Below are 19,993 nucleotides of genomic sequence, written 5' to 3'. Positions count from 1 at the left end.
GCCGTCTCCGCCCTGGCCCGCGGCGAACTGCGCCCCGGCGACCCGGTGCTGTTCCTGCCCTCGCTCGCGCGGCGCGCGGCCCTGGCGTATCCGCAGGGCTTCCGCGGCATCCGTGACATCGCGCTCACCGAGCCGGCGCCCGTGTCCGGAACCCTGTACGGCCGGGAGGCGGGCCCCGCCGAACTGCTCCGCAGACTGGACCGGCTCGACCGGGTGTGGCTGGTCGCCGCGCCCTTCGCGACGCGCCGGGCCTGGCATCCGGGAGAGGCCGGCGAGCGCCTCAAACTCGCCGTGGTCCGCGAGCAGTTCGCACCCGCGGAGCAGATCGTGAGCCGGGGGGTGACGCTGCGCCTGTATGTGCGCAGGCCTACGCACACCCCGGTGCCTCGGACAGGGCCGATTCGGACAGCGCCGCCTCGTCCAGTGCCGCCGTCAGCCGGTCGAGCCGGGCCCGGAGCTCCCGGATCTCCTCCAGGTCCGCCCCGGTAGCGGCCGCGATCCGGCGCGGCACGCCCAGCGCGCGCTCCCGCAGCGAGGCCCCCTCCTCGGTGAGGCCCACCTGCACGGACCGCTCGTCCCGCGCGCTGCGCTCGCGCCGTACGAGGCCCGCCGCCTCCAGCCGCTTCAGCAGGGGCGACAGGGTTCCCGAGTCGAGCCGCAGATGCTCGCCGACCTTCTTCACGGGCAGTTCGCCGTGCTCCCACAGCACCAGCATCACCAGGTACTGGGGATAGGTGAGCCCGAGGTCCTTCAGCAGGACGCGGTAGACGCCGCCGAAGGCGCGCGAGGCGGCGTTCAGCGAGAAGCAGATCTGCTCGTCGAGGCGGAGGAAGTCCCCTGCGGCGGGGGCCCCGGCGCTCGGCGCGGGTGTCGCGGTCATGCCCTCAGGATAGCCCTGGCGGACAATTTAGTTGTGCACAACTGAATTGCGTGCTCTAATTCAGTTCGTGAGGCCGCCCGAAACGGCGGACCCCGCCAGGATTCCGGCTTGATTCGACTTGAGAGGGATGGTCCCCATGGACGCGCTCTACACCGCCGTCGCCACCGCCACCCACGGCCGCGAGGGCCGCGCCGTCAGCTCCGACGGCACGCTCGACCTCCAGCTGGGCATTCCGGCGCAGATGGGCGGCAGCGGGCAGGGCACCAACCCCGAGCAGCTCTTCGCCGCCGGGTACGCGGCCTGTTTCGCGAGCGCCCTCGGTCTGGTCGGCCGCGCAGCGAAGATCGACGTCACCGAGGCCGCCGTGACCGGCGAGGTGAGCATCGGCAAGCAGGGCGAGGGCTTCGGCCTGGCCGTCACGCTCCGCGTCGAGCTGCCCGACACCGTGGACGAGGCGACCGGCCGCAAGCTGGTCGAGCAGGCCCACCAGGTCTGCCCCTACTCCAACGCCACCCGCGGCAACATCCCGGTCGAGCTCGTCATCGAGTAACCCGCGCGGGGCAGGCCGGTGCGGGACGGTCCGTCATCGAGCGGCACGGGCCCCCGCACCGGCCTTCGCGGGGCCGATCCGGGCCAGCACCTCCCCGGTCTCCCGGCTCCACGCCACCACCGTCGCCTCCTCGGGGACCTGCCGCCAGCGGGTCAGCAGCAGCCAGCGGGCGTGGTACCTGCGGGCGACGGCGGTGCGTTCGGCCCGGGTGGAGTCCGGGGCGAGATAGGCCCGCACCGCCGTGAGCCGGCGTAGCCGCTCGCTCTCGGGGAGGGCGGGGTCCGGCCAGGCGGGCGCCGCGAGATCGGGTCCGTAGCCCGCGAGCAGATGGACCGAGTAGTACCCGTCCGCGATGACCGCCTCGCCGGGCCGGATGTACCGCGCCGCCCAGTCGTACGTCGGCCAGCGCGGCGGCTGGTCGAAGCCGACCGGGTCGAGCGAACGCGGCACCACCGCCCCGGCCTGCACGGTCAGGAACCCGGTCACGGCCGCCGCCGTCGCGGCACCGCCCAGCAGCCGCCGCCACGGCCCCCACGGCCCCGGCCGCGCCAGCTCCACCCCGAGCGCGAACTGGAGCGGCACCAGCGTGAGCCCGAGGATCCTGCCGTACGTGTAGTGCCCGCTCACCCAGCCGTAGCCCACCGTCGCGCACTCCAGCACGAACATCAGCACCAGCGGATCACGCCACCCGTGCCCCTCGACGCGCCCGGTGCGCCGGGCCCGCAGCCACAGCGCGGGCAGCCCGGTCAGCGCCAGCCAGAAGTGCCCGGGCATCCCGTCGTACAGCTGCTCGTGCATCGCGTCCACGCTGCGGTCCCCGGTCAGCGCGAGGACGTCGAAGTACGGCCACGCGTACCCGACGAGCAGGGCCACCGCGCCCGTGAGCAGCCACCGCACCGCCACCGCCGGACGCCACCCGCGCTGTCCGCCCGCCACGAACGCGACCCCGCCGAGCACCGCGGCGACCGAGGTGATCGGGTGCACCAGCAGGATCAGGCCGTACAGGGCGCCGAGGGCCGCGTACCCCCAGGGACTGCCGAGGCCGCCCGGGCCCACGAACCGGACGGGGCCGCCGGTGCCCGCCGCGCGCCTGCCCGTGAACGCCCAGGCCCAGAAGGCGAGACCGATGGCGAACGTCGACGGGTAGCCCACGTCGCCCGTCATCGACATCAGCCCGAGGTAGCCGCTCCACCACGCCCGTTCGGTGCCCCACAGCAGCACCATCGCCGACAGGCACAGGACCGGCGCCCAGCGGCGGGGTGTCAGCACCCGCGTGAAGCGGCCGATACCCGTCAGCAGCACCAGCAGGTTGACCGGCCCCGACAGCCGTACCACCGCCCAGCCGCCGAGACCCGTCAGCCGGGCGAAGGCGCCCTGGGCCACCGCGTAGGGCGAGTAGTACGGGCTGCCGGCGCCCGGCAGGTCCGCCATCGGGTGCCGCGGGTGCAGCAGGTTCGCCCGCAGGCGCTCGACGACCGCCGCGTGCTGGCCCGCGTCGCAGCACAGCGGGATCCGCCAGTAGGCGAGCGTCATCACCAGCCAGAACAGGCCGCCGAAGATCTGGTACGGCGTCGGACGCCAGGTGCCCCAGGCGCGCAGCGCGGTCGCGCCGCGGACCGCCTGCCGCCGGGTGACGACATCGGCGCTCATCGGGCGGTGGGGGAGCAGGGACCCGCGGTTTTCGGCATCTGCCGTATATGCCCGCCCGGATCGGCCGCCTAGCCCGGATCACCTCATCGGGCGACCTCGGATTCCCTGCGCGCCGGCCCCGGAAGCAGCCCGCCGGGCATGCGCGAGCCCCGCCGGACGACCAGGTCGAGCAGCAGCGGAAGACCCACCGCCGGCAGCAGCCACAGCAGCACGATCAGCCGCTCGCCCCAGACGTTGATGTCCGGGTGCGCGGCCTGGTTGAGCACCCCGGTGCCCGCCGCCGCGATCAGGAAGACGGCGAACGCGCGGTGTCTGCGCAGCGCTCCCCACCCGGCCGCCACCACCGCCGTGAGGAACAGCGGCTCCCACAGCTGGCGGCGCGTCCACTCGATCCAGAAAGCCGCCTCCAGATGGAGGAACTCCGGCCACGGATGGACGCGGTCGGGTCGCGCGTAGTGCGCGGTGAGCAGATCCTGCACGCTCTCCGACTGGGAGGGGTAGTGCAGCAGCTTCGCGAGCAGCAGGGTGGCCAGCACGCCGCCGCCCGCCACCGTGCCGAGGGTGCGCAGCGGTCCGCCCCACCGTCGCCTGCGGAGCAGCAGCGCCGCGCAGGCGGCGGCCAGGCACAGTCCGAGGAACAGCGCCTGCGAGTGCTTCACCGAGAACAGGACCGCCAGCGAACCGCCGGCCAGCCAGGTCCCGGCCCGCGCGCGGCCCTCCAGGACCAGGGCGCAGCCCCACAGGGCCGCGAGCGTCACGGCCATCATCAGGCCCTCGGTCATCGGGCGCATCGCCGTCGTGCCGCACGGCAGGACGTAGTACAGCGCCTGCCCGGTCAGGGCCGCGCCGGTGGAGGCGCGCAGGGTGCGCAGCAGCAGGAAGACGAGGACGCCCCCGGCCGCCGTCACGACGACGGCCGAGGCCCACAGGCCCCAGGTCACCCCCAGCACGGTCACGAACGGGAACAGGAACACCGGATACCCCGGCCGCACCTCGAAGATCCGCATGAAGCGGGCCGGCATGAACGGCACGATGTGTCCCGCCGTCCGCCCGGACGCCAGCCGCGCCGACACTCCCCGCCACTGGTCGCGCCGGCACTCGGCGACGACCCGCCGGGTCGGGCTCGCGCGGTGGAAGCGCACCGGGTCGACGGCCTGGTTGCGCCGGGCGACGGACGCCTTTCCCGCACAGACGTAGTCGATCGTCACGGCGGCGGCCCGCTGCTTGCTGTCGCCGCTCAGATTCAGCTCGTACGACAGGTAGTTCTTGGTGTCGGGGGTGTCCCGGCCGGTGACGTTGGCGAGCTGGAGCACGGCGAACACGACGGCGATCAGGATCACCCGGGCGCGGGCCGAACGCGGCGCGCGCGGGACCCACGCCCGGAACCCGTCGGAACCGGCGGTCTTCGGGGACCACACCCGGAACCGGCCGGAACGCGCGGTCGGCGGGGCGTCGCCCGGTCCGTTCGTGGCGCCGTCCGCCGTGCCGGCGGCCGTGCCGTCCGCCGTGTCGTCCGTCGGGCCGTTCATGGATCCCCGCACGAGTCCCCTCGCGGGCCGGTTCGCCGGGCGGTTCGCGGATCGGTTCGCCGGGCGGTCCGAGGGACGGTCCGCCGGGCGGTTCGCGGGGCCGGTCATGAGGACGCGAGCACGTCGTGGCCCGCCTGCGCCGGCACCGGCACGACCGCGGCCGGTGAGACGGCCGGCTCGCCGAGCATCAGCGTCCGCACCACCCGCTCGGCGGCCCGGCCGTCGTCGAACTCGCAGAAGCGCGCCCGGAATCCGGCCCGCAACCGCTCCGACTCCCCGTCCCGCCAGGCCCCCGACGCGAACAGCCACGCCAACTCCCGCTGCGAGGTGGCCACATGACCCGGCGCGTCGGCCGTGATGTCGAAATAGGCGCCCCTGCTCGCCGCGTACGCGCCCCAGTCGTCGGCGAGGAGCACGATCGGCCGGTCGAGGTTGGCGTAGTCGAACATGAGGGCCGAGTAGTCGGTCACCAGGGCGTCGGAGGCCAGCATCACGTCCTCGACGCACGGTTCGTCGGTCGCGTCGAGGACGACCCCGCGCCGGTGCAGCTCGGCCAGCCCCATCCCGCGCGCGGGACCGTCCGCGAGCGAGGGATGCAGCCGTACGACGACCGTGTGACCCGCGCCGAGACCCTCCGCGAACGCGGCCAGGTCGAGCCGGTCCGCATGCCCGCCGCGCACGTACTCACGGCGCGTCGGCGCGTACAGCACCACCCGGTCGCCGGCCGGGATCCCGAGACGGGCGCGGGCCGCCGCCCCGTCCTCGGGCCTGGCCCGCACCAGGACGTCGTTGCGCGGGCTGCCGCTGCGCAGCGAGGCGAAGTGGCAGGGGTAGGCGCGGTCCCAGACCAGCTCCGAGTGCCGGTTGGCAACCAGGCTGTAGTCCCAGCGGTCGGCGCGGCGCAGCAGCTGCGGCACGTCGAGGCCGTGCCGCGCGCCCGGTTTGTGCAGCAGGTCCGCGGCCATGTACTTCAGCGGGGTGCCCTGGTGGGTGTGGATGTGGACGGTCCCGGGGCGTTTGGCCAGGGAGCCGGGCCAGTTGACGTTGTTCACGAAGTACGTGGCCCGCGCGGTGAGCCGCCGGTAGGCCAGGGAGTCGAGCAGGACGTGCTCGGTGTCCGGCGGCAGCAGGGCCGCCTGCTCCTGGTCGCGCACCACCCACACCCCGCGCAGCCGCGGGGCTAGTTCGCGTGCCGCGGCGTACACCGCGGCCGGATCGCCGAGGACCCCCCGGTGCGAGAACGCCGAGTACACCGCCAGGTGCGGGTCCAGCGGCCGGTGCCCGTGGGCCGCCGACCAGCCGTGCTTGACCCGCGCCCCGAGCACCCGGCGGGCCTGCTGTCCGCGCCTGCCCAGCTCCAGCCCCGCGCGGCCCGCCTGCCGCCGCACCCGGTAGCGCGTGAAACCGCCCTCCAGGACCCGCAGTTCGGGCGGTACGGGACCGGCCTTGTGCCGGCGGAAGAGCGCGGCCGTCAGCCGGAAGAACTCGGCCTTGTCCTCCTGCGGCAGCCGGTCCTCCTTGGACAGGATGTCGAGGCAGTGCTCGCCCATCTTGCGGTGCAGATACGGCCGCCAGTCGGCGAGTTCGGGCCGGGAGGCGACGAACGCGAAGACCCGCTCGTACTGGTCGTGGATGTCGAAGTGCTTGCGGCTGGTGGTGGACAGGATGTTGCCCTGGCGGCGCTGGCGGTAGGCCAGACAGATCCGGTCCAGGGCCGCGATCCGCTCCGCGCTGAGCATCACCGGGAACGTCCAGGGTGTGTCCTCGTAGTACCCGGGCGGGAAGGCGAAGCCCTCCGCCTCGACGAACGCGCGGCGGTAGACCTTGTTCCACACCACCATCAACAGGTCGAGGATCTCCGGCCGTTCGGCCGCCGTGAAGGTCCCGGGACCGGCCTCGGCGAGGACCCGCGCGAGCACGTTCCTGCGGGTGCCGCCCCACCAGTAGGTGCGCGCGTAGTCGAAGACCAGCACGTCCGGGTCGGCGGTCTCCTCCAGCCGCTCCGCCATGGCGCGCAGCGCGCCCGGCGTGAGGGTGTCGTCGCTGTCGAGGAAGAAGAGGTAGTCCCCGCCGGCGAGCGGCATCCCGGCGTTGCGGGCCCGGCCGAGCCCCACGTTCTCCGGCAGGTGCAGCACCCGCACCCGGGGGTCGCGGGCCGCGTACTCGTCGAGGATCGCGCCGCAGCCGTCCGGCGAGCAGTCGTCGACGGCGATGACCTCGACGTCCGTGTACGACTGCTCCAGGACCGAGTCGAGACACTCGCGCAGAAAGCCCTGCACCTTGAAGACGGGGACGATGATGCTGAAGCGGGGCACGTCAGTTCCTTACGAGGGTGGACGCGGCGGGAGCCGGGACGCGTTCGGCGAGCGGCAGGACGGGCGGGATCGTCTCGGGGGACTCGCCCAGCAGCACTCTGCGGACGACCCGCTCGGCGGCCCTGCCGTCGTCGAACGCGCAGAACCGCTCACGGAACCGGGCCCGCAGCGCGGCGGCGGCCGGGTCCGCGTAGGAGCCGTCGGTGAAGAGCGCGGCCAGCTCCTCGGGGGTGCGCGCCACCTTGCCCGGAGGCTCCCGCGTCACGTCGAAGTAGACGCCCCGGGTCTCGCGGTAGGTCTCCCAGTCGTCCGCGTACACCACGACCGGACGGTCGAGGTTGGCGTAGTCGAACATGATCGACGAGTAGTCCGTGATCAGCGCGTCGGCGGCCAGGCACACGTCCTCGGAGGACCGGTGCCCGGTCACGTCGATGATCCGTCCGCTGCCGCGCCCCCGGCCCTGGTCGTAGAAGTAGTGGGCGCGCAGCAGGACGACGAACTGCTCGCCGATCTCCTCGCAGAAGGCCTCCAGATCGAGCCGGGACTCGAAACCGCTGCTGTGGTCGCGATGCGTGGGCGCGTACAGCAGCGCCGTCCTGCCCTCGGGCACCCCGAGCCGCTCACGGACGCGGGCCACGTCGTCGGCAGTGGCCGTGCAGTACACGTCGTTGCGCGGATAGCCGTACTCCAGGGCCTCGTAGCCGCCCGGGAAGGCCCGCTCCCACATCTGCGTGGAGTGCGGGTTGGAGGACAGGTTGTAGTCCCAGCGGTCCACCCGGGCCAGCAGCTTGGTGAAGCTGCCGGTCGCCGCGGCCACCACCGGGAACGTCGACTGGTCGACGCCCATCCTCTTCAGCGGTGTGCCGTGCTGGGTCTGGAGGTGCACGCTGCCAGGGCGTTTGACGACCCCGTCCGCGAAGTTGGCGTTGTTGACCAGGTACTTGGCGCGGGCCAGCACCTCCCAGCCGCGCCGGCTGCCGATCACCGCGTGCTCGACGTACTCGGGCAGCGCGTCCACCGCCTCCGGCTCGACCAGGAACACCGAGCGGATGTGCGGGGCGAGTTCGCGGGCCTTGGCGTGCACCGCCGCCGGGTTGCAGGCGTAACCCCGGCCCCAGTAGGCGCAGTACACGGCGAGGTTCTCGTCGAGGGGGCGGCGCAGCTGGAGGGCGTAGAAGGCGCGCAGGCGCAGGGTCCTTCCGCGCGGGACCCGCCGCAGCACACCGGAGACGGCCCGGTTGGTGCCGCGCAGCGCGCGGAACGCGCTGTACGCGCCCGCCGCCAGCAGCCGGTGCTGCACCCCGAGACTGCCCGCCGGAGCCCGGAACCCGGCCGGGCGATGGCGCCGGTAGAGCTTGCCCGCCCGGCGGAAGAAGGCACGGCGGCGGCCCGCGGGCACCCGGGCCGGGTGCGCGGCCGTCTTCAGGACCTGGGTGAAGAGCTGGCCGAACAGCGCCTTCGACCGGGCCGCGGGCACGGTCCGCCGCGAGGCCAGCAGCAGGACCCGCTCGATCTGGTCGAGGAGCTCGAAGTGGTGCTCGCCCGGAGCGTTGAGCCGGCTGCCCTGGCGGCGCAGATGATGCCGTACGCACACCGTGCGCAGCACCGCCGACCGCTCGGCCGTCACCGTCACCAGGCCGCCCCAGCCCGTGTCCGTGAAGTGCCCGTCGGGGAAGGCGAGTTGGTGTTCGGCGAGGAAGTCGCGGCGGTACACGGCGCTCCACGCCGGAACATGCGCGCCCAGCACCTCGGGGGCCTTGTCGAGCGGAGGCGTGCTCGGCTCTCCCTCCCACCAGTGCACCCGCTGATGTCCGAAGTAGAGGACGTCCGCGTCGTCCGGGAGCCCCGCGTCCAGAGCCGCCAGAGCCCCCGGCACCAGATCGTCGTCGCCGTCGAGGAAGAGCAGATACGCGCCGCCCGCCGCCGCGATCCCGGCGTTGCGCGCCGCGCTCAGCCCGCCCGAGGGCGGCGAATGGACCGGGACCACCCGGGAGTCCCGGTCCGCGTACGCGGCGGTGACCGCCGCGGCCGGGGAGTCCGGCCCGTCGCAGACCGGGATCAGTTCGAAGTCGCCGAAGGACTGGCCGAGGACCGAGTCCAGCGCGCGGGCCAGGTGCCCGGCGACTTCGAAGGTGGGCACGATGACACTGAAGCGGGGCATTCTGCTCTTTCTCTCAAGGGGCGCCGAACGGGGGATTCATCGCCCGGGGCGCCCGGTCGGCCGCCAGGTGGAGGGCCGGGTGGGCGTGGGCCGCGAGGGACTGGAGGGCACGCGGGCTCCGGTTCAGAGGGACTCGGACAGGGGGACGGCGGCACCGGGGGCCGGAACGCTCCCCAGGGACCGCTCCGAGCCGGGCACCCGCGCGAGGACCGCCTCGGCCGAGGGGACCGGGCGCCGCTCGGCGAGCGGCACGAACGGCGGCAGGCCGGCGGTCTCGCCGAGCACCACATGCCGTACGACCCGTTCGGCGGCCCGCCCGTCGTCGTAGGGGCAGAACCGCTCACGGAACGCGGCCCGCAGCCGCTCGGCGCGCGCGTCGCGCCAGAGCCCGGTCGCGAAGACGTCGATCAGCTCGTCCTCGCCGCGCGCCACGGCGCCCGGCGGGAAGGTGCGCGGGTCGAAGTACGTGCCGCGGGCCGCCTCGTAGGCCTCCCAGTCGTCCGCGAGGACGACGATCGGCCGGTCCAGGACCGCGTAGTCGAACATCAGGGACGAGTAGTCGGTGACCAGCGCGTCCGAGGCGAGGCACAGCGACTCGACGCTCGGATGCCCCGACACGTCGATGACCCGGCCGCCGGCCCTCTCCGTGAGCCGAGCCGTGTCGGCGTGATGGGCGCGGGCCAGCACGACGAAGCGCGGGCCCAGCCGGCGCAGCACCCGCTCCAGGTCGAGGGCGGCCGGCCGGCCGTGGCGGTAGTCCCGGTACGTCGGCGCGTACAGGACGGCGACCGTGCCCGCCGGGATGCCCAGCGACGCGCGCAACCGTTCCACGTCCGCCGGTGTCGCGTGCTGGAACACGTCGTTGCGGGGCAGCCCGTACTCCAGCGTCGTGTACGAGGAGGGGAAGACGCGCTCCCACACCAGCGTGGAGTGGCGGTTGCCGGACAGGCAGTAGTCCCACTGGTCGGCGCCGCGCAGCAGCTCGGCGAAGTCGGTGCCGCGCGCGGCCGCCGGGCGGTCCTGGAGATCGAGCCCCATCCGCTTGAGCGGAGTCCCGCGCTGCGTCTGGATCAGGATCTGGCCGGGCCGCTTCACCAGCCGCCGGTCGAAGTCGACGTTGTTCACCAGGTACTTGGAGCGGGCGAGCGCCGTCCAGTACCCGGCCGTGCCGGGGGACAGCGGCCGGGTCCGGTCCGGGATGGTGTGCTGGTGCTCGGGGTGCGCGATCCACGCCGTGCGGATGTGCGGCGCGAAGCTGCGGAACGCGGACTCCAGGGCCCCCGGGTTGCAGCCGTGGCCCCGGCCCCCGTAGCTGGAGAAGACGGCACGGTCGGCGCGCAGCGGGAGACGCAGCTGGACGCGGTAGTGGAACCGGAGCGTCGCTCCGCGCACCGAGCGCCGCAGCCCGGCGGCGAGCCGCACGGCTCTCTTGCGGATCCGCGACAGGAAGGAGAGCAGCCGGTACGTGCGATGCGCGCCGAGGCCGACCAGCACGTGCCGCAGCCGGTTGCGCGGCGCGGCGGGCGCGCCCGGGACGCGGTAACGGCGGTAGTGCGCACGGGCCTTGCGCAGGAACGCGGCCCGCGCCGAGCGCGGGAGCCGGCCCCGCTTCACGAACACCGTGGCGAAGTGGTCGACCATGCGCCGGAACAGCACCGGACGCCACCGGTCCAGCTCCGGGTGCGCGGCGACATGCGCGAAGACACGGTCGTACTGCTCGAAGACGTCGAAGTGCTTGCGGCTGCTGGTGCCGAGGATGCTGCCGTGGCGCCGCTGGCGGTAGTGCACACAGACCCGGTCGAGCGTCGCGATCGTCGCAGCGGACATCAGCGCCGGATACGTGAACGGCGTGTCCTCGTAGTAGCCGGGCGGGAACCGCAGGCCCGCGCGCTCCACGAACTCCCGTCGGTAGGCCTTGTTCCACACCACCATCAGCAGCCCCAGCAGCCCGGGCCGATCCTCCAGCCGGAAGGGCGCCGGGCCCTCCTCGGTCAGCTGCGCCGCGACCTTGTTGCGCACGACCTCGCCCGACCAGTACGTGCGCGCGTAGTCGTAGACCAGGACGTCCGGGTCGCCGGTCTCCTCGATCCGGCCGGCGACGGCCCGCAGCGCGCCGGGGGTCAGGGTGTCGTCGCTGTCCAGGAAGATCAGGTAGTCGCCCGTGGCCCGTTCGAGACCGGCGTTGCGGGCCCGCCCGAGTCCCACGTTCTCGGGGAGGTGCACGGCGAGCACGCGGGCGTCACGGGCCGCGAACTCGTCGATGATCGCCCCGCAGGCATCGGGGGAACAGTCGTCGACCGCGATGAGTTCGAGATCCAGGAACGACTGTCCGAGCACGGATTCCAGGCACGCGTGCAGGTACGCCTGAACCTTGTACGCGGGGACGATGACACTGAACCTGGGCACGGGGACATCCATGGGTCGGCGCGGGCATACCTGCCCGGGAACGGCCGAAGGGGTGACTTGGTTACGCCAGATGTGGCATACGGGGGATGCCGGGTGAACGGCCAGGGGCGGGCCGGTGTCCGGCCCGCCCCTCAAAAGTGCCCGCCACCGGCCTATTTGACCGCGCCCGCCATCACTCCGGACACGAACTGCCGCTGGAAAGCGAAGAAAACGGCCAGCGGGACGACCATCGAGATGAAGGCGCCGGGCGCCAGCACATCGATGTTGTTGCCGAACTGGCGTACCTGGGTCTGGAGCGCGACCGTGATGGGCTGGCTCCCGGAGTCGGAGAACACCAGCGCGACCAGCATGTCGTTCCACACCCACAGGAACTGGAAGATCCCCAGTGAGGCGATCGCCGGTCCGCCGAGCGGCATCACGACCCGTGCGAACAGGCGCAGTTCACCCGCGCCGTCCAGCCGGGCGGCCTCCAGCAGCTCCCTCGGGATCTCGGCGAAGAAGTTCCGCAGCAGGAACACCGCGAAGGGCAGACCGTAGCCGACGTGGAAGAGGACCACGCCGGTCACCGACCCGAAGATGCCTATCTTCCCGAAGAGTTCGGCGATCGGGATCAGGGCCACCTGCACCGGGACGACCAGCAGGCCCACCACGGCGAGGAACCACCAGTCACGGCCGGGGAACTCCATCCAGGCGAAGGCGTAGCCCGCGAGCGAGCCGATCACCACGACCAGCAGCGTCGCCGGGACCGTGATCAGCACCGTGTTGAGCAGCGAGTTGGTGATGTCGCTGTTCTCCAGGAGCCTCTGGTAGTTGTCCAGGGTGAGCTGCGAGGGCGCCGTGAACACCTTCCACCAGCCGCTGCCGCTCATGTCCTCGGGGCTGCGCAGCGAGGAGAGCAGCAGCCCGATCGTCGGCACCAGCCAGAACAGGCCGACGAGCACCAGCAGGACGCGCACCACGCCGCCGCCGAGCCCGCTCACGATCCGTGAACCGAGCGAGGGCCGGGCCCTGTTCACGGCCGTGGCCGGCGCGGTCCCCACCCGTTGTCCGGCCTGTGTGGTCATCGCCGCACCTCCCGCCTGAGCCGGCGCACATTGAAGAGCATCACCGGGATCACCAGCAGCAGCAGGAACACCGCGATGGCGCTTGCGACACCCGGCCTGCCCTCGGAGAAGCCCTTGCGGTACAGCTCCAGGGCCAGCACGTTCGCGTCGTCCTGGGAGGAGCCGGGCGCGATGATGAACACCAGGTCGAAGACCTTGAGCACATTGATCATCAAGGTGACGGCGACCACCGCGAGCACCGGGGCCAGCAGCGGCACGGTGACCCGCCGGAACACCTGCCACTCGTTCGCCCCGTCGACGCGGGCGGCCTCCAGGAGCTCACGCGGCACCCCCGCGAGCCCCGCAGCGATCAGCACCATGGCGAAGCCCGCCCACATCCAGACGTACGAGCCGATGATGGCCGGGGTGACCAGGGACGGGCCCAGCCAGTCGACCCCGTTGTACGGCTCCTTGAAGTTGCTCGCCGGGAGCCGCAGCCGGGCCCCGTCCGCCGCGCCCGCGAGCGAGAACGTGCCGTCGGCGCCCACCTTTGCCGAGCCGACGACCTTGCCGTCCTTGACCGCCTCGATGCTCATCCCGGAGTAACCGAGCTCGCCGGGGTCGACCTGGCCGAGTCTGCCGACGCCCTTCCCCCGGGTGAAGTCCTGCCAGGCCGTGCCGGTGACCCGGCCGGGATCCGTGGCCGCCCGCACCGCCTTCCTCGCGCCGCCCGGCATCCGGTCCGGGGCGACGCCGACCAGCGGCAGGGCGACGGACTGCCCGGTGTGCACGGCGTCCCGGGTGATGAACCCGCCCTTGTCGGCCGTCAGGGGCGACTCCCGGCCGGGGTGGGCCTTCGGGAACGCCGACGAGGGCGCGAAGGTGTCGTGCACCCCCACCCACACCGCGTTCGCGACGCCCTTGGCCGGGTCCTGGTCGTACACCAGCCGGAAGATGATCCCGGCGGCGAGCATCGAGATCGCCATCGGCATGAAGACGACCAGCTTGAACGCTGTTCCCCAGCGCACCCGTTCGGTGAGCACCGCGAAGACGAGCCCCAGCGCGGTCGCCACCGACGGGGCGAACACCACCCAGATGATGTTGTTCTTGAGCGCGGTACGGATGCCGTCGTCGGTGAACAGTGCCTTGTAGTTGTCGAACCCGGCGAATCCGTCGCCCTGTTGGTCGTAGAAGCTGCGCACGAGCGAGTACCCGATCGGGTAGACCACGAGCGCGCCGAGCAGCACCAGGGCGGGCAGCAGGAAGAGCGCCACCACCGCCTTGCGGGTCCCGGTCACGCTCTTGCGTGTACGGGCCGGGGGCACCGGTGCGGTGCCCCCGGCCGTCGCCGACGTCATGGCCGGATCAGCCCTTGTAGGCCGCTGCGGCGTCCGATTCGAGCTTCGCCTGCGCCCCCGCCACGTCCTTCGGGTTCTTCAGGAAGTCCTGGAGGTCCTTCCACTCGCCCTTGCCCGGCGTTCCGCCGAAGGCCTGCGGGGCCTGGTCGGACATGTCGAAGCGGAAGTCGTCGCCCGCCGCGATCAGCGCCTTGGCCATGGCCTGCTGGACGGCGTTCGGATAGGCGGAGTCGGCCACGTTCTTGTTGGGCGAGAGATACCCGCCGAGCTTGGCCTGGATGGTCGCCGCGTCGGGCGAGGCGAGGAAGGTCAGCAGCGCCTGGGCCGCCTTCGAGTCCTTCAGGACGACGGCCGCGTCACCGCCGCTGACCACCGGTGCCTTGTCGCCGACCGCCGGGAACGGGAACACCTTGGCGTCCGTCCCGATCCTCGCCTTCGTCTCCGCGATGTTGACGCCCACGAAGTCGCCCTCGAAGACCATGCCCGCCTTCGGCTGGTCCCCGCCGGTGAACGTCTGGGTGACCGAGGCCGGGAACTCCGTCTGGAGCGCGCCGTCCGGGCCGCCCGCGATCAGGTTCTTGTCGCCCCACAACTGGGCCAGCGTGGTCAGGGCGTCCTTCACGGACGGATCCGTCCACTTGATCTTGTGCTGGGCGAGCTGGTCGTACTTCTCGGGGCCCGCCTGGGAGAGGTAGACGTTCTCGAACCAGTCGGTGAGCGTCCAGCCGTCGGCACCGCCGACCGAGACGGGGGTGACACCGGAGTCGTAGATCGTGTGCGCGGTGGCCAGGAACTCCTTCCAGGTCTTCGGCTCCTTGGCCCCCGCGTTCTCGAAGACCTTGGTGTTGTACCAGACCAGCGACTTGTTGGCGGCCTTGTAGTACACCGCGTACTGCTTGCCGCCGACCTTGCCCAGGTCCTGCCAGCCCTGCGCGTAGTTCTTCGTCAACTGCGCCTGCGCGTCCGGGCCGACGGGTTTGGCCCACCCCTTGTCGACGGCCTGCTTGACCGCGCCGACCTGGGGGAGCAGCGCCACGTCCGGGGGCGCACCGCCCGCGATCTTCGAACCGAGGAAGTTGATGATCGGGTCCTGCGCCGCCACGAAGGTGACCTTCGCGCCCGTGCGCTTCTCGAACTCCGCCAGCACCTTCTTGAAGTTGGCCTGTTCCGGCCCGGTCCACACGGCGGCGACCTCCAGGGTCGCGCCGTCGAGCCTGGGCAGGGTCACGGAGCCGCTGCCGCCGCTCTGCGTGTCCTTGCCGCTGTCGCTTCCCTTGCCCTTGTCGCCGCCACCGCCACCGCACGCCGTGAGGGTGAGGGCGCCCGCCACGAAGGCGGCCGCCGCGGCCTGCGCGACTCTGCGCGGGCGCTGGGTGGAGTGATCGGGCGACCTGCGTATCTGCGGAATGCTGCGCATCACTGCCCCGTTCTTCGTTCATCGTCGAACGTCGAAGCGGCTGCTGCCCCGATCACTCCGGTCTACGCCTGCTCGTTCGAGGGCGGCAAGACCGCCGGGGCTGTCAAGTACGCGATCGTGATGGGGTCGTGACGTCGGGTCATGCCGACGGCGGGCGCCGTCACGGCCCGCGCGGCACCCGCCCCGCAGTGCGCGCACGGGCGGGCGCGGCGGCGGTGCTCCGGGGCGCGGGGCTACAGCAGCGAGGGCATCTCGGCCGCGGAGACGGAGCGCGCGGCCCGCTCCAGGGCGCTGGCGAGCAGGGCCAGGTCGGTCGGTCCGTTGCCCAGCTCACGGACCGGGCGGCGGGCCGGCGGGTCGCCCATGCGGTGCCACTCCAGCGCGACGACCGTGGGGCGCAGGGTCGCCGTCCGGGGAATGCGGCCCGTGACCCGGCCGCCCTGGAACGCGGTCTCCCGGCCGTCCGGACGCCTCAGCCGGCCCCGCCCGGGGGCGGGTTCCTCGGGTCCGGCGGACGGCGCGTCCAGGGTGACGCGCAGCGCCGTGGAACGCGCCAGCTCCGAGGCGGCCGCACGGCCGTCGGCGCCGGACGTCGCCACGAGGTGCACCCCGAGCCGGTCGCCTTCCCGGACGACGGCCTCCAGCGCCCGTACGACCGAACCGGCCGCCGGGCGTCCAGGGGACCCCAACGGCGGTGCCAGCAGGGCGTCCAGGTCGTCGACGACCACGACCAGACGGGCCAGCGGGGGCCCGGCGTCGGCCGCCTCCCGCGCGGCGGCGGGGCGCAGCCGCAGGGTCGAGCTGGACGACGTGTCCAGATCCGAGGCGCCCACGGACGAGGCTCCGGCCGACGAGCTGCCGCCGGAGCGCTGGGTCACGATCCGGCCCGGGACGGTCCGCCCGGCATGCCACTCCGCGAAGCCGAGCCGGCCGAGGAGTTCGGAGCGCCGCTTCAGCTCGGCACTCAGCGACTGGGCGAACTCCCGCATCCGGACCGGGTCGTTGGCCGTCAGGTGGGTGGTGACGTGCGGCAGGTCGGTGCAGACCTGGAGGCCTTCACTGCCTCCGGCGCCCTGGGCCGCGGTTCCGTCGCGGCCGTCCATCAGGACGATCCCGAGCCGGTCGGGCCGTTCGGCGGCGGCGAGGGACGCGGCGACCGAGCGCAGCAGTTCCGTACGGCCGCTGCCGGGCGGGCCCTCGATCAGCAGATGCGGGCCCTCGACGGGCAGGTCGACGGCCACGGGTCCGCGCGGGCCGGCGCCGATCACCGCCCGCGCCCGTCCGCCGAACGCCTCGCTGTCGTCGGCGGCGTCCGCCCAACGCGCCATCAGGGAGGCGGGGGTGGCCCGTGCCAGCCCCAGCTCGTCCAGCAGTCGCGCCGTCTGCGGCAGGGGTGCCGACACGCGCGTGTGCCGGTCGCCGAGCGCGCCGTCCGTGCGCAGCGGCGCGAGGGACCGGGCGAACCGCTCGGCCCAGGCGAGGGACACGGCGTCCACGGCGGCGACCGTGCCGTGCCCCACGGGGCCACGGGCGAGCTGCCTGCCGTGCGCGGCGCGGTCCGTGCGCGGCGCCGGGACGTCGGCGCGTGCGCCGCCGCCCGCCGGTGCGCCGCGGCGTCCGGACGCGGGGTGCGGGATGCCGGTGTGGGTGACTCCGTCGGGCAGGGGCCCGGCGTGCGACGGGAGGTGTGCGGCCCCGGAGGACTTCCGTCCGGCGCTGTCGGGTCCGCCCTGCCGGGAGCCGGCCCGCACGGATTCGGGGGCGCGCTCGCCGTCCCCGCCCGGCGCCACCCGCATCAGCCGCAGCGCGGTGGCCACGTCCCCGCTCAGCAGGGCCACGGCCCCGCACTCGCGGAACGCGGGCGACGCCTCGCACGCCGCTTCATAGGTCTCCGTCACCGGCGACGAGGGGGAGGCGGCCGCGGTCTCGGCGAGGCACACCAGATGGATCCCGGCCCCCGAGCCCGCGTGCGCGAGGCGCGTCAGGGCCTCCCGCACATCGGCGCCCCCGGGGTCCCCGTCCACGATCACCACCGTGTACGGGCCGTCGAAGCCGTCGTCCGTGTCGTCGGCGCGTGCCCAGGAGGGCCTTCGTGCCGTGCCGCGCGAGCCCCCGCCGGACGGGGCGTGGCGTTCGCCGGGCCCGTCGGCGTCGTGCGTCGAGGACCGGGCGGCCGGAACCGTGGCACCGGCGCCCCCGGACCGCGGACCGCGCACGCGCGGCGCGCCCTCCGCCTCCGCCAGGTGGTCCTCGAGGCGGCGCAGGAGCTCGTCCGCGCGCGCCGCCGCCTGCTCACGGTCGTAGGCGACGAGCAGCCGGCAGTCCTGGCCGTGGGCGGGACGCAGATGGGGGAGCCAGCCGAGCCAGGACCACTCCGCGGTGCGCTCCTCGACCGGGCGGGTCCGGTCGGTACTGATGAGGACGATCTCCAGGGTGTCGGGGGAGTGCAGCGCGGCGAGCTGCGCGACGACCGCGCGGGCCAGCCCCGACAGGCGTGCCCGCGGTCCGGCCAGGCCCAGCGAACCGGCCTCCCGCAGTCCGGCGGTCACCGGCACCGCGGGCAGCAGGCCCGAGCCGTCCGGTGCCGCCCGGTCGGCCGTGCCCAGCCGCACCGTCAGCGCCTCGGGGTGACCTGGGCCCCGCTCCCACAGCCGCGGACCGGGGCCCAGCGCGGTGAGCAGCAGGGTCGCCGGGTCGGGCCAGCTCTCGGGCGAGGGCGGCAGGGCGGGCGGCAGCTCCTCGACCGCGACGGCAGTGTCGTCGTACGCCTCCCGCGCGGGCCGGTCCGGTCCGCCGCGGCCACCGGCCAGACGCCGGGCCCAGGCGCCGATTCCGCCCCGCCTGCGCACTCCGGCGGGCGTGTCCGTGCCCGGCGTCGGTGTGCCCGTGCGCGCGCCAGGGACGCAGGCTCCGGGGGTACCGGCCGTGCCGGGACCGGAGTTCCCCGCGTCCGCGGGCCCTGCCCCGTCCCACCCGTACGCGTCGGCGTGCCCTGCTCCGTCCCACGCGTCCGCGGATTCTGTCCCGTCCCACCGGTCCGCGTCCGCGGAGCCGCCCGGACGGCCTGTCCGACCCGTCTCCCGCGCGGACCCGCCGGGACGCCCGGTATCCCGCGCCGCCCCGCCGGAGCCCCGGTCCTGCGCCGCCGAACCTCCCGGCCCGCTCTCGATCCGGGGTGCTCCGCCCTGCTCCGGCACGGCGTGGGGCACCGCCCGCCCGTGTTCCGGTGCTCCGGGGACACCGCCCGCGGCGGCACCCCAGGTGGAGGTTCCGTAGGCGTGGTGCGTCTCGCCCACGGGCGGCGGCGCGCCGCCCTGGGCGAGGGAGGCGCTCTCCCCGCGCGCGTGGGGCACGGCACCGCGCGGCTGCGGGGCGCCCGGCGCTGCCGGTGCGTCCGTGTCCGGCCCGCCGGTGGCACCGGCGGGTGAGTTCTGCGGGGGGAAGCCCCCCGAGGTGCCGGCCGAGGTGCCCCGCGGGGAGGTGACACCCGCGGCCTGACCACGGCGCCCGCCGGGACCGTCGGCCCGCGCGGTCGCTCCGGCTCGTACCCTCACATGGCCCTCGCCGTCCGGCGCCGTCTCCACGACGCCCGGACCTCCGGGCGGGGCGAGCCGCAGGGCGGACTCGCCGACACGCAGCAGCGCGCCCGCCGTGAGGGTGACGGGACGGCTGCCGACGCGGGCGCCGTCGAGTGTCGTGCCGTTCGTGGACCCGATGTCGGCGACCGAGATGCGGCCCTCGGGGGTGACGGTGACCGCGCAGTGCAGGCGGGACACGTCCGGGTCGTCCAGCGGCACGTCGGCGTCCGCGGAGCGGCCGACGCGGATCTGGCCGCCGTGCAGGAGGTGCACCCCGCCGGCGTCCGGTCCCGCGACCACGTGGAGCTGGGCCGAGACGTCGTCCAGGTCGGGACCGGGCTCCGCGGGCGCGCCCAGGGACAGCACGGCGCCGTCGGTCAGCGGCGGCTCGCCGAGCGTGCAGCGCTGGGCGTCGAGCCGCTCCGTGCCCGCGTAGAGCACGATCTGGCTCCCGCCGGGCTCACGGCCCCGCTCGCCCTGGGAGGCACCCCCGCTTCCCCCGGCCGCCGTCGCCAGTCCCGACGCGACCGCGGCCAGCGCCGTCCCGGCGGGCGCGGTCACCAGCACATCGCAGGCCGTGGCTCGCCCCCGCGGCTCCGAGGGCGGGCCCAGCGGGTCTACGACGGTCAGCCGGATCTGCATCGCCGTCCGGGGTCCCTTCCGCGCAGGTGCCCGTGACGAGGACGAGGCTGCGCTGCGGTCCCCCACCGCAGATCCCCCCACCGCACACGGGCACGTCGGCCAGTAACTGGAGGCATCCTCGCACCTGCCACCGACAACACGCCCGCCCCCCACCCGTAAGTGATCTTGATTGGTCGGCTCTGCCCGTAAAAGTTCCTGACCAGTGCCCTCCCGGTGTCGGCTTGAGATCGCTCACGCCCGGTCCCGGCAACCAACCGACCGAAGTCAGCGTCTTTCCGTCGAACACACGGGATCGGCTTCACGTCGAACACGGACGGCAGCGCCCGCGTATGCGCTTATGCGGACCACAGGTGCGCACGGGACCTATGGGAAAGCACACCTGGAGGACAGCCCTGTGCAGGGCAGGGCGGCACTACAGTGGGTCGGAAACTCCTGTACCACGGTGATCACGGTGGACGGACCAG

The 19,993-nt window shown here is 73.8% G+C and carries 11 protein-coding genes; 1 reads left to right on the top strand and 10 read right to left on the bottom strand.

The window, feature by feature from the left end; genetic code table 11:
• Positions 1–367: 367 nt before the first annotated feature.
• Positions 368–880 (bottom strand): MarR family winged helix-turn-helix transcriptional regulator, encoded by a 513-nt coding sequence (locus ACZ4AA_RS04295; protein WP_467594941.1) that lies wholly within the window; start codon positions 878–880, stop codon positions 368–370.
• A gap of 136 nt (positions 881–1,016) precedes the next feature.
• On the opposite strand from ACZ4AA_RS04295, the gene ACZ4AA_RS04290 reads away from it, so the two are divergent.
• Positions 1,017–1,430, top strand: coding sequence for an organic hydroperoxide resistance protein (locus tag ACZ4AA_RS04290; RefSeq protein WP_467594937.1), 414 nt, complete (start codon positions 1,017–1,019; stop codon positions 1,428–1,430).
• Positions 1,431–1,463: 33 nt separating this feature from the next.
• Here the strand turns inward: ACZ4AA_RS04290 and ACZ4AA_RS04285 are convergent, their stop codons facing one another.
• The 9 genes from ACZ4AA_RS04285 to ACZ4AA_RS04245 form a co-directional block, all read right to left on the bottom strand.
• A complete protein-coding gene (locus tag ACZ4AA_RS04285; RefSeq protein WP_467594935.1) occupies positions 1,464–3,080 on the bottom strand; it encodes a hypothetical protein in 1,617 nt (538 codons plus the stop codon).
• A gap of 83 nt (positions 3,081–3,163) precedes the next feature.
• The gene (locus ACZ4AA_RS04280; protein ID WP_467595156.1) at positions 3,164–4,420 is read right to left on the bottom strand and encodes a hypothetical protein; all 1,257 of its coding nucleotides are present in this window, start codon (positions 4,418–4,420) and stop codon (positions 3,164–3,166) included.
• Between the two features lie 293 nt (positions 4,421–4,713).
• Positions 4,714–6,924, bottom strand: coding sequence for a bifunctional glycosyltransferase/CDP-glycerol:glycerophosphate glycerophosphotransferase (locus ACZ4AA_RS04275; RefSeq protein WP_467594930.1), 2,211 nt, complete (start codon positions 6,922–6,924; stop codon positions 4,714–4,716).
• Between the two features lies 1 nt (position 6,925).
• Positions 6,926–9,085 (bottom strand): bifunctional glycosyltransferase/CDP-glycerol:glycerophosphate glycerophosphotransferase, encoded by a 2,160-nt coding sequence (locus tag ACZ4AA_RS04270; RefSeq protein ID WP_467594926.1) that lies wholly within the window; start codon positions 9,083–9,085, stop codon positions 6,926–6,928.
• Between the two features lie 123 nt (positions 9,086–9,208).
• Positions 9,209–11,491 carry a bifunctional glycosyltransferase/CDP-glycerol:glycerophosphate glycerophosphotransferase gene (locus ACZ4AA_RS04265; RefSeq protein WP_467594923.1) on the bottom strand — a complete coding sequence of 761 codons (2,283 nt, stop codon included), beginning with the start codon at positions 11,489–11,491 and terminating at the stop codon, positions 9,209–9,211.
• A 152-nt stretch (positions 11,492–11,643) separates the two neighbouring features.
• Positions 11,644–12,555 carry a carbohydrate ABC transporter permease gene (locus tag ACZ4AA_RS04260; protein WP_467594920.1) on the bottom strand — a complete coding sequence of 304 codons (912 nt, stop codon included), beginning with the start codon at positions 12,553–12,555 and terminating at the stop codon, positions 11,644–11,646.
• Entirely contained in the window at positions 12,552–13,892 is a 1,341-nt protein-coding gene (locus tag ACZ4AA_RS04255; protein ID WP_467594917.1) for a carbohydrate ABC transporter permease, read from the bottom strand. Before ACZ4AA_RS04255 ends, ACZ4AA_RS04260 begins: the two co-directional genes overlap by 4 nt.
• 7 nt (positions 13,893–13,899) lie before the next feature.
• Positions 13,900–15,309 carry an ABC transporter substrate-binding protein gene (locus ACZ4AA_RS04250; protein WP_467594913.1) on the bottom strand — a complete coding sequence of 470 codons (1,410 nt, stop codon included), beginning with the start codon at positions 15,307–15,309 and terminating at the stop codon, positions 13,900–13,902.
• Positions 15,310–15,542: 233 nt separating this feature from the next.
• Complete coding sequence (locus ACZ4AA_RS04245; RefSeq protein ID WP_467594910.1) at positions 15,543–19,529, bottom strand: FHA domain-containing protein; 3,987 nt, start codon at positions 19,527–19,529, stop codon at positions 15,543–15,545.
• Between the last annotated feature and the right edge of the window lie 464 nt (positions 19,530–19,993).

This window comes from Streptomyces sp. NPDC024698 (genome assembly GCF_055559015.1).
This window is presented reverse-complemented; position numbering and strand designations above follow the sequence as displayed.

What these genes read in the sequence shown, in the direction of transcription:
- ACZ4AA_RS04255 (WP_467594917.1), bottom strand. Translation starts at nt 13,892, where the DNA reads ATGACGTCGGCGACGGCCGGGGGCACCGCACCGGTGCCCCCGGCCCGT.
- ACZ4AA_RS04250 (WP_467594913.1), bottom strand. Translation starts at nt 15,309, where the DNA reads ATGCGCAGCATTCCGCAGATACGCAGGTCGCCCGATCACTCCACCCAG.
- ACZ4AA_RS04245 (WP_467594910.1), bottom strand. Translation starts at nt 19,529, where the DNA reads ATGCAGATCCGGCTGACCGTCGTAGACCCGCTGGGCCCGCCCTCGGAG.
- ACZ4AA_RS04285 (WP_467594935.1), bottom strand. Translation starts at nt 3,080, where the DNA reads ATGAGCGCCGATGTCGTCACCCGGCGGCAGGCGGTCCGCGGCGCGACC.
- ACZ4AA_RS04290 (WP_467594937.1), top strand. Translation starts at nt 1,017, where the DNA reads ATGGACGCGCTCTACACCGCCGTCGCCACCGCCACCCACGGCCGCGAG.
- ACZ4AA_RS04270 (WP_467594926.1), bottom strand. Translation starts at nt 9,085, where the DNA reads ATGCCCCGCTTCAGTGTCATCGTGCCCACCTTCGAAGTCGCCGGGCAC.
- ACZ4AA_RS04295 (WP_467594941.1), bottom strand. Translation starts at nt 880, where the DNA reads ATGACCGCGACACCCGCGCCGAGCGCCGGGGCCCCCGCCGCAGGGGAC.
- ACZ4AA_RS04260 (WP_467594920.1), bottom strand. Translation starts at nt 12,555, where the DNA reads ATGACCACACAGGCCGGACAACGGGTGGGGACCGCGCCGGCCACGGCC.